The sequence below is a fragment of the Phenylobacterium sp. genome, from assembly GCF_036677185.1.
Lineage (GTDB): Bacteria > Pseudomonadota > Alphaproteobacteria > Caulobacterales > Caulobacteraceae > Phenylobacterium.
Window position 1 is genome coordinate 406,048 of sequence record NZ_JAKFEN010000012.1, and the last position, 14,491, is coordinate 420,538.

14 protein-coding genes are annotated in these 14,491 nt (G+C 70.7%); 8 read left to right on the forward strand and 6 right to left on the reverse strand.

The genetic code is table 11. The annotated features are described in order from the left end of the window. Positions 1-30: 30 nt before the first annotated feature. From recN to V6M51_RS03480, 5 genes are read left to right on the forward strand one after another with little or no spacing between them, the layout of a single operon-like run. Entirely contained in the window at positions 31-1,728 is a 1,698-nt protein-coding gene (gene recN / locus V6M51_RS03460) for a DNA repair protein RecN (protein ID WP_332764647.1), read from the forward strand. After that, positions 1,721-4,057 carry an NAD-dependent DNA ligase LigA gene (gene ligA, locus V6M51_RS03465; protein WP_332764649.1) on the forward strand — a complete coding sequence of 779 codons (2,337 nt, stop codon included), beginning with the start codon at positions 1,721-1,723 and terminating at the stop codon, positions 4,055-4,057. Before recN ends, ligA begins: the two co-directional genes overlap by 8 nt. A gap of 25 nt (positions 4,058-4,082) precedes the next feature. Further along, positions 4,083-4,604: a YdcF family protein gene (locus tag V6M51_RS03470; RefSeq protein ID WP_332764651.1), complete on the forward strand. Its 522-nt coding sequence runs from the start codon at positions 4,083-4,085 to the stop codon at positions 4,602-4,604. Between the two features lie 27 nt (positions 4,605-4,631). Continuing rightward, positions 4,632-5,024 carry a hypothetical protein gene (locus V6M51_RS03475; RefSeq protein WP_332764653.1) on the forward strand — a complete coding sequence of 131 codons (393 nt, stop codon included), beginning with the start codon at positions 4,632-4,634 and terminating at the stop codon, positions 5,022-5,024. A 22-nt stretch (positions 5,025-5,046) separates the two neighbouring features. Beyond that, complete coding sequence (locus tag V6M51_RS03480; RefSeq protein WP_332764654.1) at positions 5,047-6,753, forward strand: hypothetical protein; 1,707 nt, start codon at positions 5,047-5,049, stop codon at positions 6,751-6,753. A gap of 30 nt (positions 6,754-6,783) precedes the next feature. On the opposite strand, the gene V6M51_RS03485 is transcribed toward V6M51_RS03480, so the two are convergent. The 3 genes from V6M51_RS03485 to V6M51_RS03495 are packed head-to-tail and all read right to left on the reverse strand — an operon-like array spanning position 6,784 to position 10,684. Then, complete coding sequence (locus V6M51_RS03485) at positions 6,784-7,629, reverse strand: class I SAM-dependent methyltransferase (RefSeq protein ID WP_332764655.1); 846 nt, start codon at positions 7,627-7,629, stop codon at positions 6,784-6,786. 26 nt (positions 7,630-7,655) lie between these two features. Then, on the reverse strand, positions 7,656-9,470 hold the full coding sequence (locus tag V6M51_RS03490; protein ID WP_332764657.1) for an aminopeptidase P family protein: 1,815 nt from the start codon (positions 9,468-9,470) through the stop codon (positions 7,656-7,658). A gap of 44 nt (positions 9,471-9,514) precedes the next feature. Beyond that, positions 9,515-10,684: an MFS transporter gene (locus V6M51_RS03495; RefSeq protein ID WP_332764659.1), complete on the reverse strand. Its 1,170-nt coding sequence runs from the start codon at positions 10,682-10,684 to the stop codon at positions 9,515-9,517. 125 nt (positions 10,685-10,809) lie between these two features. On the opposite strand from V6M51_RS03495, the gene V6M51_RS03500 reads away from it, so the two are divergent. The 3 genes from V6M51_RS03500 (at position 10,810) to V6M51_RS03510 (ending at position 12,525) form a co-directional block, all read left to right on the forward strand. Further along, positions 10,810-11,154 carry a GIY-YIG nuclease family protein gene (locus V6M51_RS03500; protein WP_332764661.1) on the forward strand — a complete coding sequence of 115 codons (345 nt, stop codon included), beginning with the start codon at positions 10,810-10,812 and terminating at the stop codon, positions 11,152-11,154. A 120-nt stretch (positions 11,155-11,274) separates the two neighbouring features. Then, complete coding sequence (locus V6M51_RS03505) at positions 11,275-11,763, forward strand: carbonic anhydrase (protein ID WP_332764662.1); 489 nt, start codon at positions 11,275-11,277, stop codon at positions 11,761-11,763. A 204-nt stretch (positions 11,764-11,967) separates the two neighbouring features. Beyond that, complete coding sequence (locus tag V6M51_RS03510; RefSeq protein WP_332764663.1) at positions 11,968-12,525, forward strand: GNAT family N-acetyltransferase; 558 nt, start codon at positions 11,968-11,970, stop codon at positions 12,523-12,525. Here V6M51_RS03510 and V6M51_RS03515 read toward each other — a convergent pair. The 3 genes from V6M51_RS03515 to V6M51_RS03525 all read right to left on the reverse strand — a co-directional run bounded on the left by V6M51_RS03515 (position 12,522) and on the right by V6M51_RS03525 (position 14,446). Further along, the gene (locus tag V6M51_RS03515; protein ID WP_332764664.1) at positions 12,522-12,971 is read right to left on the reverse strand and encodes a hypothetical protein; all 450 of its coding nucleotides are present in this window, start codon (positions 12,969-12,971) and stop codon (positions 12,522-12,524) included. The two genes, V6M51_RS03510 and V6M51_RS03515, sit on opposite strands and share 4 nt — an antisense overlap. 86 nt (positions 12,972-13,057) lie before the next feature. After that, positions 13,058-13,924 (reverse strand): 50S ribosomal protein L11 methyltransferase, encoded by an 867-nt coding sequence (locus V6M51_RS03520; protein WP_332764666.1) that lies wholly within the window; start codon positions 13,922-13,924, stop codon positions 13,058-13,060. A 42-nt stretch (positions 13,925-13,966) separates the two neighbouring features. Next, a complete protein-coding gene (locus V6M51_RS03525; RefSeq protein WP_332764668.1) occupies positions 13,967-14,446 on the reverse strand; it encodes a hypothetical protein in 480 nt (159 codons plus the stop codon). Positions 14,447-14,491: the final 45 nt, after the last annotated feature.

Here is a 14,491-nt window from a genome sequence, read left to right on the forward strand (position 1 = left end):
GCCCACGCGATTCCAGGCGATCTTGCGAACATGCTGATCGGACTGTGGATCCGCGACGTGGTGCTGATCGAGGCCCTGGACCTGTCCATCGGCCCGGGCCTCACGGCGCTTACCGGCGAGACCGGGGCGGGGAAGTCGATCATCCTCGACGCCCTGGGCCTGGCCGTGGGCGTCCGCGCCGAGGCGGGACTGGTGCGCCAGGGCGCGGCCCAGGCGGCGGTCTCGGCCGTGTTCGCGCCATCGCCCGACCATCCCATCTGGGACGTGCTGGAGGAGAAGGGGCTCTCCTACGCCCGCGACGAGGACCTGATCCTGCGCCGCACACTCTCGGCCGACGGCCGCAGCCGCGCCTTCGTCAATGACCAGGCCACCAGCGCCACCGTCCTGCGCGAGCTGGGCGACCTGCTGCTGGAGGTCCATGGCCAGCACGAGACCGTGGGTCTGCTGGACGCCCGCACTCACCGCCCGCTGCTGGACGCCTATGGGGCCCTGGCCGGGCTGGGCGCCACCGTGTCCGTCCGCTGGAGCGACTGGCGCGCCGCGCGGGCCCGCGCCGACGAGCTGCGCGAGATCGTCGGGCGCGCCGCCGCCGAGAGCGAGGAGCTGACCCTGCGGCTTTCCGAACTGGACCGCCTCGACCCCCAGCCGGGCGAGGAGACGGTGCTGGCCGAGGAGCGCGCGATCCTGGGCGCCTCCGAGAAGGCGCTTTCCGATATTTCCGACGCCCGCGAAGCCTTCAACGGCCTCTCCGGCAAGCTCGCCCAGGCGATCCGCGCCGTCGAGCACGCCCGCACCCGCGCCGTCGCGGCCGGGGCCGCGGAGGAGGGCGCCGCGGTCACCCGCCTGGCCGCCGCCAGCGCCGCCATCGACCGGGTGTTCGGCGAGGCCCAGGAGGCCGAGGCCGCCGTGGACGCCGCCGCCGGCGCCTTCGACTTCCGGCCCGACCAACTCGAGAAGACCGAGGAGCGGCTGTTCGAGCTGCGCGGCATGGCTCGCAAGCTGAGCGTCAGCGTCGAGGAGCTGCCCATTCTGCGGGTGCGGTTCGCCGAGCGGCTGCGAGCCATGGAGTCCTCCGAGGACGACCTGAAGGCCGCCGAGGCCGCTGTGGCCAGCGCGCGTGCCAGCTATCTGGACGCCGCCGGCCAGCTCACCGAGGCGCGCCGCGCGGCCGGCGAGCGCCTGGCCGCCGCGGTCATGGGCGAGCTGGCGCCGTTGAAGCTGGACAAGGCCCGCTTCCGGGTCGCGGTGGACACCCTGGCGGAGGACCGCGCGGGCCCGGGCGGTCAGGATCGGGTCGCCTTCGAGATCGCCACCAATCCCGGCGCGCCGTTCGGCGACCTGGGCGCCATCGCCTCGGGCGGGGAGCTGGCCCGTTTCGCCCTGGCGCTCAAGGCCTCCCTGGCCGGCCGGGCCGAGGGGCCCCAACCGCTGATGATCTTCGACGAGGTGGACCAGGGTGTGGGTGGCGCGGTGGCCGACGCCGTGGGCCTGCGGCTGAAGCGCCTGGCCGCCGCCGCCCAGGTGCTGGTGGTCACCCATTCGCCGCAGGTCGCCGCCCGGGCCGAGGCCCATTGGCGGATCTCCAAGGCCGGCGACGGCGAGCGGCTGCGCACGGCGGTGGAGACCCTGTCGGCCGCCGAGCGCGAGGAAGAGATCGCCCGCATGCTGGCGGGCGCCCAGATCACCGACGCGGCCAGAGCCGCCGCCAGGGCCCTGATGCATGCCTGAGACGAAGCTCGAACTCTCCGAGGCCGAAGCGGCCGAGGAGATGACCCGGCTCGCCGACGAACTGGCCGAGCACGACCTTCGCTACCATCGCGACGACGCGCCGACGATCAGCGACGCCGACTACGACGCGATGAAGCGCCGCAATCTTGAGCTCGAGGCGGCCTTTCCGCAGCTGATCCGCGAGAACTCCCCGTCCCTGCGGGTGGGCGCGGCGCGCAACGAGCAATTCTCGCCGGTCGAGCACGGCGTGCCGATGTTGAGCCTCGACAACGCCTTCTCCAATGAGGATGCGGTGGAGTTCGACGCGCGTATCCGGCGGTTCCTGCGGCTCTCAGCCGATGAACCGGTGGCCTATACCGCCGAGCCGAAGATCGACGGGCTGTCGGCCTCGATCCGCTACGAGAAGGGCGTCCTGGTCCGCGGGGCCACCCGCGGCGACGGCCGTATGGGGGAGGACGTCACCGAGAACCTGCGGACTCTCTCCGAGATTCCCAAGCAGCTGGCCGGCTCCGGCTGGCCCGACGTCATCGAGGTCCGCGGCGAGGTCTATCTGGGCCACGAGGAGTTCGCCCGGCTCAACGCCGCCAACGAGGCGGCCGGCCAGAAGACCTACGCCAATCCCCGCAACGCCGCGGCGGGCTCCCTGCGCCAGATCGACCCGAAGATCACCGCCACCCGCCCGCTGCGCTTCTTCGCCTATGCCTGGGGCTTCCACAGCGGGCCCTTCGCCAAGAGCCAGTGGGAGGCGCTCGCCCTGCTGAAGGCCTGGGGCTTCCAGACCACGCCCGAGAGCCAGTGCGTCACCGACTCCAAGGGCCTGCTGGCCGCCTATGCCGACATGGAAGCCGCCCGTCCGAAGCTGGGCTACGACATCGACGGCGTGGTCTACAAGGTCGACCGCCTGGACTGGCAGCAGCGGCTGGGCTTCGTCACCCGCACCCCGCGCTGGGCGATCGCACGCAAGTTCCCGGCCGAGCAGGCCCGCACCATCCTGGAGGCCATCGACATCCAGGTGGGCCGCACCGGCGCGATCACGCCCGTCGCGCGGCTGCGTCCGGTGACGGTGGGCGGTGTGGTGGTGGTCAACGCAACCCTGCACAACGCCGACGAGATCGCGCGCAAGGGCCTGCGGGTCGGCGACACCGTGATCCTGCAGCGGGCCGGCGACGTGATCCCGCAGATCGTCGGCGTCGTGCTGGACGAGCCGCGCGGACCCGAGCCCTACGAATTCCCGACCCACTGCCCATGCCCGTTGCACACGCCGCTGGCGCGGGAGACCACGGCCTCCGGGGCGGAGACCGTTGTGCGCCGCTGCACCGGGGAGTTCGCCTGTCCGTTCCAGCGCATCGAACACCTGCGCCATTTCGTGTCCCGCCGCGCCTTCGACATCGAAGGACTGGGGGAGAAGCAGCTCACCGCCTTCTACGAGCGCGGCTGGATCCGCTCGCCGGCCGACATCTTCAAGCTGGCCCGCGACGAGGAGAAGCTCGCCGAACTGCGCGAGACGGACGGATATGGTGAGACCTCGGTTCGGAACCTTGTGGCCGGCATCGAGGCCAAGCGGGCCATCCCGCTGGACAGGTTCATCTTCGGCCTGGGCATCCGCCATATCGGCGAGAGCACCTCCATCGCGCTCGCCCGGCATTTCGAGACCGTGGTGCGCTTCATCGAGGCCGCAGAGGCGGCATCCCAACAGAAGGCGGGTCCGAACTACGTCGCGCTTGCGGAATTGGATGGACTGGGGCCGACAGCGGTCAATGCCGTGCTGGACTTTGGGGGCTCGAGTCATCCCCTGGTCCCGGACGATGTCTCGTTAGACAAGCGACTGCAACTCGCAATCCCAAAGCTAAACTCAAGGGCTCGAGCCGCCTTAGCCGGGCGCTACGGTGACTGGGCGGAAATTGCCAAGATCGCGCACCTCGCTGCCGGTGAAGCACCAGGCGAGGACTTCCGCGAGATCGCCTCGGTGGACGCCGTGGGCCCGGTGGCCGCCCGGATGATCGCGGATTTCTTCGCCGAGGCGCACAATCGCGGCCTGGTCCAGAGCCTGTGGGATGAGCTGGAGGTCATTCCCGCCGAGCGGCCGAAGACCGACACCGCCGTGGCCGGCAAGACCATCGTCTTCACCGGCGCCCTGGAGAAGATGACCCGCGACGAGGCCAAGGCCCAGGCCGAGGCCCTGGGGGCCAAGGTCTCCGGCTCGGTGTCCAAGAAGACCGACCTGGTGGTGGCGGGGCCCGGCGCCGGCTCCAAGCTGAAGACCGCCACGGACCTCGGCATCCAGGTGATGACCGAGGACGAGTGGCTGGCCCTGGTGGGAGGCGGCTAGGCCGGCGCACCATGGTCCGATCGGGATGAGCGCCTATCTGATCGTGTTCGGGGCGGCCGTCCGTGCGGATGGCCAGCCCAGCGGCAGCCTGATGCGCAGGCTGGAGGGCGCCCTGGCCGCCGCCAGGCTGCTGGACGCGCCCTATTTCGTTCCGACCGGCGGACTCGGTGAGACAGGCTTCGTGGAGGCCGAGGTGATGGCGCGGGTGCTGCGCGCCGCGGGCGTGCCTGAGAACCGCATCCTGATCGAGGACAGGTCCGTCGACACCCTGGAGTCCGTGCGCCGCTGCGACGCGATCCTGAAGGCGCGCGACGATGTGGCGACGGTCTATGTCTGCACCAGTCCCTACCATCAGCCACGCTGCTGGCTGCTCCTGACCCTGCTCGGCTACCGCACCGTCCGGCCGCCGATGCCCGCGGACCGGGCGTCGCTCGGTTTGGCGAAGTGGCTGATCTTCGTGGCCAAGGAGTTCGTTGCGGCACCCTATGATTGCATACTATTGTTGTGCGACCGGATGAGGGTTGGAAGGGGGGCTCCTTCCGCATAGGCCGTCGCCGGCAAACGGGGGTCGGCCATGCGGAAGTATTTGATCCTTGGGGTTGTCGGCTTGATCGCCATCGCCCTCGTGGTGTTCTACCTGCCGCCGAAACCTGATCCGACGCCCCCGCCGGCCACCCCCGGCGACCCGCTCGCCCAGCAACTGGCGTTGCTGGCGGAGAATGCCGAGCGCACCTGCCTGGTGGGCGCCGACACGCGCACCAGCGCGGCGGTCAGCTCTCAGATCGAGCTGATCAAGGGCGTCCGCGCGAGCGCCAATGTCGAGCGCCGCGAACAGGCGCTGAAGGGCGCCATCGACTTTCCCGAAAAGCTGAAGGCTCCCGAAATGGCCGCCGCTCGCGCCTGTCTGGAACCTTGGGCCGAACAGATGCGCCGGCTCGCCGAGGTGGCGATGCAGAAACCGGGCTGACGTTCAGAAAGAGGAGACGTCCATGCGCAGGGATCGTCGATGGAGAACGCTCGGCGGCCTGACCCTGGCGGCCCTCGCGGCCAGCGGCGGACCCCCGGTGCGGGCGCAGGTCGCGCCGGAGGATCTCCGCACCCTTGAGGCCGTGGCCGCCCAGCTGAACAGCGTGGTCGCCAGCGCTGAGCGGAGTTGCCTCTCCAGCGTCGAGACGACCAAGCGGAGGGGCTTCTTCTCCGGGATCTCACAGGACTGGGGCGAGTTCGTCCGCCTTGGCATGTCAGGCGGGGTGGAGCAGCGAGAGCGGCGGGTCCGGGGCGCGGCCCGCGACCTTCCGAAGGCCCTCTGGTCGGTGCAGGACGACAAGATCCGAACCTGCATCCAGGCGAAGGTGCAGCCGACGTTCCTGGCCTATGGCCGGGTCCTCGAGCGGATCGCCGCCGGCAACTTGCCGGCCCTTATCGGTTTCCGGTTCGATTTCCAACGGGTCCGCACGGCCGACCGGAAGCGGTTTACCGACCAGCTGGTCGTCCACGCCCAGGCGCCGGGACAGACCGTCAACCAGCGGATTTCGCTGCAGGACCCGACGGGCGTCCCCTATTTCGTGCAGTATTTCTCGCTACCCCAGAGTGGAGCGGCGGTTTCCGGGGTCATCGCGGCCGAGGCGGCTTCGTCCCAACTCACCAGCGCCCCGCCGATCCTGACGAACTTCTGCTTCCAGAAGGCGCCGGGGACCGTTCCGGCAGGCGTCAGCCACGACTATTTCACCTGCCCGGAAGGCGGCGTCTGCCGGCCGTCGCCGCTGACGACCCGTCTCCTGCGCGCCTGCCCGAACCCCCCGCCCTCCGCCTCGGCGGCCCCGAAGGTCTGGCGCGCCAGCTATCAGCGCGAGGGCGCGTCGCAGGCGGCCGTCAGCTGGAGCGTTCCATCGATCGAGACCCTCTCCGGCCAGGGCGCGAGCCACACGGGCTACAGCATCTTCACCCTGGAGGACCAGGCGTTCCGCGGCATGCCGCAGGTCACCTCAGTGGTGGTCGGCCTGAAGGTCAACGGCGTGGCCGTCAACGAGGATGGCGTCCCGCCGGAGCTGAGGCCCGTCAAGGTCGAGCCCGGCGGGCCGTTGAGCTATAGCTTCGCGCTGCAGACCCTCAACTTCGACGGCGCCCGGCGGGGGTGCGAGGACATCGAGGTCAGCCTCACCCCGCTGCTGGAAGACGGCCGCAAGGGTCCCACGCGCGTCGCGCGGCTCGACTACGTGGCCTTCCGTGATGTCGCCCCACGGCCGGCGGTGGGCGACGGCTCGGGCCTGACCTGGAGCGCCACCTACATCCGCCCGGCGGAGGCGTGGCGGAACATGCTGATCCTCAACTCCTATTCCTATCCCTTCGCGAGCGCCGCGGCGCAGGAGGCGGCCGTCGCCAAGGCGCAGGCGGACAAGGCTTGGCTGGACGCTCAAGGTTTTGTCTACAACGGCCAGCCGGTGGTTGGCGCCATCCGGCCGCCGCGAATCCTGCAGCCAGACGGCTCGGCCGCCTACGGTTTGATGGCGGCGCTTCGCCAACCCTCGGGACAGCTGCGCCTGGTGTCCACCTATGAGGCGGGCAAGGCGCTGGCCGACTACCTGAAGGCCCAGCGCGGACGAAGCGCGCGCGCCGCTCAGGTGATCGACAAGGCGCCGTTCGTCCTGGCCGCCGGCGCGAACATCATGAGCCTGCCGGGGGTCTGCGAGAATTGAGCCCCGGCGACAGGTGCGACCGCCGGCGTCTCACGCCGAGCGGGCCGTCACGATCCAGCTCGCCGACAGCAGCTTGACGCCATTCTCGCCCGCGTGGGGCCGCAGGGCCTCGCGCACGGTGTCGATCACCTTGTCGCGCTGGTCCGGATGCTCGCGCAGCATGGCGCCCAGCGGACCCACCTTCAGCGCCACGCCGAGCGTCTGCTCCAGGTCGCCGCTGCCGATCTTGCGGTCGTGCGGGGCGGTCTCGATGTCGCCGAAGCCCGCCTGCGAGAGGATGTCACGCACCCGCGCCGGATCGGCGAAGGCGAAGGGGCCCGGGGCGAGCGGATCATTGGGCGGCGGGGGCGGCAGCAAGGACAAGGCCGCGGCCATCGGCAGGGTCATGAACGGGTTTTCGTCCGGCCTGCGCCAGCAGACGAAGGCCAGGCGGCCGCCAGGCTTCAGGGCGCGGCGAATATTGCCGAAGGCCGCCACGGGATCGGCGAAGAACATCACGCCGAAGCGCGAGAAGGCGCCGTCGAAGGACGCTGGCTCGAACGGATAGGTCTGGGCGTCGGCCTCCAGGAAGTCCGGTCCCTTCGGGCCGGCGCGGCGGCGGGCGACGTCCAGCATGGGCCGCGAGATGTCGACGCCGAGCACCGAACCACCCGGCGCAACGGCCTCCGCCAGCGCCAGGCTGGTCTGGCCGGAACCGCAGCCGATATCCAGGATCCGCTCGCCGGGCCTGGGCGCCAGGGCGGCTGTCGCCTCCTGGCCCAGGGGCTCGAGCTGGGCGTCCATGCGGTCCTGCAGGCTCGCCCAGGTGTCGCCCGCCCCGGCGTTCCAGTACTCGATCTGGGCGGCGTTGGCGGTCGTTTCGTCTGTCGTGGTCATTGGGCGGCCCCTCCCGGAGCGGTCGGCTAGATCGGTTGGCAGGCGGCCTCGAGCCAGGTGCGCACCTCGCCCTCGACCCGCGGTCCGATCTCCGCCCAGACCCGGGCGTGATAGGCGTTGAGCTGGTCGCGCTCGGCGGGGCTGAGCATCTCGACCACCACAAGGCGACGATCCATGGGGGCGAGGGTCAGGGTCGCGAAGCCGTGCATCGGCCGCTCGCCGCCGGGGATGGCTTCGGCCTCGGTCACGTATTGCAGGTTCTCGATGCGGATGCCGTAGGCGCCTTCCTTGTAGTAGCCGGGCTCGTTGGAGACGATCATCCCCGGCTTGAGGGCCACGAAGTTGGGCAGCTTGGAGATCCTTTGCGGACCCTCGTGGACGCCGAGATAGGAGCCGACGCCATGGCCGGTGCCGTGGTCGTAGTCGAGACCCATCATCCAGAGCGGGGCGCGGGCGAGGGCGTCCAGGGCCGAGCCGGTGGTTCCGGCCGGGAAGCGGATGGCGGCCAGCGCCAGGTGACCCTTCAGCACCAGGGTGAAGCGCTCGGCCATTTCCTGGCTGGGTTCGCCGATGGCTACCGTGCGGGTGATGTCGGTGGTGCCGTCCAGGTACTGGGCGCCGGAATCGACCAACAGCAATGACCCGACCTCGGTCTGTTTGTTGAGGCGATTGGTCGGGCGATAGTGGACGACGGCGCCGTTGGAGGCCGCCCCGGCGATGGTGTCGAAGGAGAGGTCCTTGAGCGCGCCGGTGGCCTGGCGGAAGCCTTCCAGTTTGGTCACCACCTCGATCTCATCGACCGTGCGGGCCTGGGCCTCGGTGGCCAGCCAGTGGAGGAACCGGGTGACCGCCGCGCCGTCGCGACGGTGGGCCTCGCAGGTTCCCTCGATCTCGACGCCATTCTTGCAGGCGCGGGGCAGGGCGCAGGGATCGTCGCCGCGCACGACCTCGGCGCCAGCCTTGACCAGGGTGTCGAAGTACCAGGCCGAGGACTGGCCGGGGTCGACCAGGACCCGCTTGCCCTTCAACTCGGCCAGCGCGGCTGGGAGCTCGTCGGTGGTCTCCAGCCGCACCTCATTGCCCAGCCAGGCGCGCAGCTCGGGGCTGACCTTGACCGGATCGAGGAACAGGCGGGCCGAGCCGTCGCGGTTCAGGATCGCCTGGCCCAGCGGCAGGGGTGAGCGGATCACGTCGCCGCCGCGAATGTTGAACAGCCAGGCGATGGACGACGGCGCGGTCAGGACCGTCGCCTCGGCGTTCTTGCCGGCGATGGCCTCGCCCACCCGGGCGCGCTTGGCGGCCGACTCCTCGCCGGCATAGGCGAGCGGATGGGGGACGACCGGGGCGGTGGGCTGGGCCGGGCGCGCGGCGCCCCAGGCGGTGTCCAGCGGGTTGGGCGCGACGGGCTTCAGCGTGGCGCCGGCCTTGGCGGCGGCGGCCTTGAGGCGCTCCAGGGCGTCGGGGGAGTGCAGGCGCGGATCGTAGCCGATGGTCTGGCCCCGGCCCGTGGCGGTCTCCAGATAGGCGGGCACGCCGCCCTCCACGAGGTCGCGGATCTCGAACACCCCCTGATCGACCTGGTCGCGGACCTGCAGCGTATAGCGACCGTCCACGAAGATGGCGGCCTTGTCCTTGAGGATCACCGCGGCTCCGGCCGAGCCGGTGAAGCCGGTGGCCCAGCCGAGCCGGTCATTGGCCTGCGGCAGGTACTCGTTCTGATGCTCGTCCTCGTGGGGGACCAGGAAGCCGTCGAGGCCCTGGTCGCTCATCGCCCGACGGATCAGGGGAACGTGCTTGGGACCGAAGGACGGGTCGGTGCTTTCGTCGAAGGTTTGGCGCATGGGGGCGAACTTAGGGAAGGTCGCCGGACTTCGCCACCTCGACCTCAGTCCGGCCGGCGCAGCAGCAGCAGGCAGGCGAAGGCCAACACGCTGGCGGCGATCAGCACGCCCAAGGCCAGCTCCACCGACCGCGCCAGGGCCAGGGCGAAGAGCAAGGGCGCGACGGCCCCGACCAGCCGCGCAGGCACGTTCAGCGAACCCAGCCGGCCGCCGTAGTTCAGCGCGCCGAACAGGGCGAGCGGCAGGGTGCCGCGCACGATGGTGAAGAGGCCGTTGCCCGCCCCGTAGAGGATCGCGAAGGGCGCGGCGGCGACCGGGCCCAGCGCCAGCAGCAGGCTGGCCCCGATCGGGAAGGCGACCACGGCGGCGCGGCCGGAATTCAGCGGGTGGATCCGCCGCACCAGCACGAACTCGGCGAAGCGGGCGGCCACCTGGGCCGGCCCCACCAACATGCCCGCGGCCACGGCCGCCGCGGCGCTGGCGCCCATGGCCATCAGAAGAGGCGGCAGGTGGGCGCCCATGATCGAGCCGATGCCGGACATGACCGCGAGCGCCGTGGCCAGCAGCACCATCTGAAATGCGACCGGGGCCGGGTTCTCCGGCGCGTCGGCGGTCGGATCCTCGGCGGGCGCGACGACCGCCGGCGCGTCGCGGGGCAGGGTCAGGTGCAGGGGCAGGCAGATCAGCAGGTTGGCCGCGGCCCAGACCAGGCAGGCGCCGCGCCAGCCGATCTCGTGGTCCATCCAGGCGGTCAGCGGCCAGGCGATGGTCGAGGCGAAGCCGGCGATCAGGGTGACCCCGGTGATCGAGCGCCGCGCGTCCAGGCCGAACCAGCCGACCAGGCCCGCGAAGGCGATGTCGTAGAGGCCGAGCGCCATACCCAGGCCCAGCACCAGCCAGGCGAGGGCCAGGTGCCAGGGCGCCTGGGACAGAGCCATGCCGGCCAGGCCCAGGGCCAGGATGATGCTGGCCGCCGACAGCGGCAGGCGCGCGCCGCTTCGGTCGACGGAGCGACCGGCGGCCGGCCCCACGAAGGCGTGGATCAGCAGGGCGCCGGAAAAGGCCCCGAACACGAAGGCGGTGGGGGTCCCGACCGCCTGGGACATGGATCCGGCCAGGGAGGCGGGCAGGTAGCTGGAGCAGGCGTAGCCGATGGTCTGGGTCGCCCCGAGGGTCAGCACGGCGCGGCGGGGGCTGATGCTCTGCGCCGCCATGCTGTCCGAAGCCCCCGATTCCGCGAGGCTCGACCATGCCTCGATCCGCCCACGGACCAAAGTGCCCGCTTGTATTTTATCCGGGTATAATTGACAGTTGGCGCGGAAAGCGGCATCCTGGGCGCATGGAAAAGACCCGCCGCCGCGACCTCGTCCGCGACTACAAGGAAATCAAGAGCCGCCCGGGCGTCTATAGCCTGACCTGCGTGGCGACCGGGGAGACCTGGGTCGGGAGCTCGCGCGCCATCGACACCCAGGTGAACAACACCATGTTCTCCCTGCGCCACGGCTCGCATCGCAACCGCGCCCTGCAGGACGCCTGGACTACCCATGGCGAGGCCGGGGTGGTCTACGCCATCGTCGAGGCGCTGGACGACGAGGAGATGACCGGCATCGGCCGTGACACCTGGCTGAAGGAACGCCTGCGCCATTGGGCCGCGGCCCTGGACGCCAAGCCGGCCATCGCCTGACACGCCAGGGTAGCCGTTTGGTAAGCCGGGCGGCGCAAGCTCGCTCATGGATAACGAGCGGGGGCTCTCATGACTTGCTGCACACGGCACGCGACCTGGCCGGAAATGTCCCGGCGGACCATGCTGAGCTCCATCGCCTTGGGCGGCGGGGTGGCCCTGTTGTCGAGCTTCGCGCCGGGCGTGGCGCGGGCGGCGGGCCACGCCGAGGCGCTGTTGCTGACCTGCATGGACTACCGTCTGGCCAATGAGGTCGAAAGCTACATGTCGGCGCGGGGCCTGCGGGACAAGTATGACCATCTGATCCTGGCCGGCGCCTCGCTGGGCGCGCTCAACGACAAGTATCCGGCCTGGAACGAGATCTTCTGGACCCACCTGGACCTGGCGGTGCAGCTGCACGAGGTTCACCGGCTGATCGTCATCGATCACCGCGATTGCGGGGCCTACAAGCTGGTCCTGGGCCCCGATGCGGTGAAGGATGCCGAGACCGAGTGGAAGAGCCACGTGAAGCAGCTCTACGCCCTGCGGTCGCAGGTCACCGGACGCCACCCTCACCTGGAGGTCGAGATCGGCCTGATGGCCCTGGACGGCAAGGTCACCCAGATCGTCTAAGGCAGGCTTGGCCGCACGCCGCATAGTCTGTTATGTGAGCCCCATGCGCAGCGCCGCCATCCTCTCGAATTCCAGCGGTCCCCACGGGGCCGTGCGTCTTCGCGTGGGCTGACCGCCTGCTCTGAAAAGACCCACGACCCCTGCCAATCCGGCCGGGGTCGAGGAGACGAGCCCGTCCGCTGGCGTGACCCACGGAGAGCTCAGATGACCACCGACTTCCCCATACGAACCAAACGGCTGCTGCTGCGCGACGTCCGCGCGGACGACTTCGACGCCATCCACGACTACGCTGTCGACGAGGCGGTGGTGCGGTTCATGGACTGGGGCCCGAACACACCGGACCAGACCCGCGAGGCCCTGGATCGCTGGCTGACGGCGCAGGCCGAGGCCGTGCGCCTGGCCCTGAACCTGGCGGTCGTGGTGGCCGACGAGGACCGGCTGATCGGTTCGATTCGACTGGCCTACCAGGGCTGCCAGAACGCCGACCTCGGCTACAGCCTGCACAGCGGCTACTGGCGGCAGGGCTATGGCGCGGAGGCCGCCGGGGCGATGCTGGAACTGGGTTTCGAGCGGTTCGGCCTGCATCGGATCTGGGCGACCTGCGACGTGCGCAACGCCGGCTCGTACGGCGTGATGGAGAAGATCGGCATGCGGCGCGAGGGGACGTTCCTGCAGGATGTCCAGGTCAAGGGCCGCTGGCGGGACACCCACCTCTACGCCGTGCTGGCGCAGGAGTGGGCGGCCCGCCGTCCGCCTAGTTAGCGGGGCGGTTCGGTCGTGGCCGCGGCGTCGGCGGCGGCGTCGCCGGCGCTGACGGCGGCGTTCTCGGCCGACTGGGCCGAGCGTTCGGCCGCGGCGCTGGCGTTTTCAGCCGCCGAGCGCGTGGCGTTGGCCACCTCGGCGGCGGCGTCACGCGAGGCCGCGGTGGCGTCGGCGGCGGCGCCCTGGGCCGTGGCTGTGGCCGCGTCGAGGGTGGCCTCGGCGCGTCCGCTTTCGCGCGCGGCCATCAGGTCGCCTTCGTCGGTGGTCGAGGTGTTGAAGACGAAGAACAGGCCCACCACCGCGACGATGGCCACCAGGGCGGCGATCCACCAGCCGGCGTTATTGCCGCGGCTGGTTTCTCCAACAGTGCGAATTTCCTCGCGTCGGACCGTCGCCGGCCCTTCCGTCACGGTCTTCTCGACATACGGTTCGTTGGGATCTGCCATTTGCTTTTCCTCCTAGGACACGGGCCGCGAGGCCGCGCTTGTCGGTCGGAGGAACGTGACGGCGAGCGAGGGGTTCCGACCGGACTCTAGGCCCGGCGCAGCACCAAGGTGGCCCAGGCGTCGCGGTGGATGCGCCGATGCAGCCGGAACCCGCGCGAGCGGTAGGCCGCGAACACCCGGCGCTCCTGGGTGCGTAGCAGGCCCGAGAGGATCGCGGTTCCGCCGGGTTTCAAGGCGCCCTTGATGTCCTGCGAAAGGGCGACCAGTGGCGCGGCCAGGATATTGGCGAACACCAGGTCATAGGGCGCGGCGTCGCGCACCAGCCGGTGGCCCAGGCCCGAGGCGTGGACGAAGCGGGCGTCGGCCTGGTTCAGCTTGGCGTTCTCGCGGGAAATCCGCACCGAGGGGGCGTCGATGTCGGTGCCGACCGCCTTGCGGCTGCCGGTGCGGGCCGCGGCGATGGCCAGGACCCCGGTGCCGGCGCCGACGTCCAGCACCCGCTCGAAGCGCCGCGCCTTGATGAGCTGGTCATAGGCGAACAGGCAGCCGACGGTGGTGCCGTGGTGACCGGTGCCGAAGGCCGCTCCGGCCTCGATCCGCAGATTGACCGCATTGACCGGGGCGCGGCCGGTGTCGTGGGCGCCGAACACGAAGAACCGGCCGGCGCGGACCGGCGGCAGGCCCGACAGCGCCATGGCCAGCCAGTCGGCGTCGGCCAGCTTCTCCACCAGGGTCTTGAGCTTGGGGAACCCGGCCAGGGCGGCGACCAGGCCGTCGGCCTCCTCGGTCGAGGTGGGGAAGGCGTCGATGCGCCAGACGTCGTGGTCCTCGTCCTCTTCCAGGATGGAATAGGTGACGCCTTCCAGCAGCTGGTCGGCGTCGATCGCCTCGGCGGCGGCTTCGGCGACGGCGCGGGGGCCGCGGGCGATGATCTGGACGGCGTCTTCGGTCATCCGCGCCCTTTAGAGCGCCAGGGCCCGAAAGGCGAGGGGGCTTCAGGCCGGCGGCGGCTCGGGGGCTTCCGGAGGCTCGGGCGCTTCGGGCGGCTGCGGCGGCTCCAGCGCGTCGGGCGCGACCGCGTAGATGTCGCCGCCGATCGACGGATAGCGCCGTGGCGGCGGGGGGTAATCGGGGGCCGGCGCGCGGTCCGGGACCGAGACGAAGCGCTGCGGGACATAGGGCGGCGGGTCGTAGGTCTCGACCTCTGTGGTCGGAGCGGCTTCGGGAATGTCGGGCTGCAGCCAATCGGTGCCGATCACATAGTCCGGGATGCCGTATCTGTAGTTGGCGAAGGCAGAGCCGCCGGCCGCCTGGATCCGTGCGCTGGAGACCGGCGCCACGGTTTGCGGGCCCTCGGGGCCGATCAGCTCGCGCGCGGCCGGCTTGATCGCCAGGCCGGCGCCGATCCCGGCGAGGGCGAACGCCACCACGCCGATCGCGGCCGCTAACTCCGAACGGGTGATCGAGAGGACCATGTCGTCTAGCAAGCGCCCAATGGCGGCCTTGGTTCAAGCCACTTC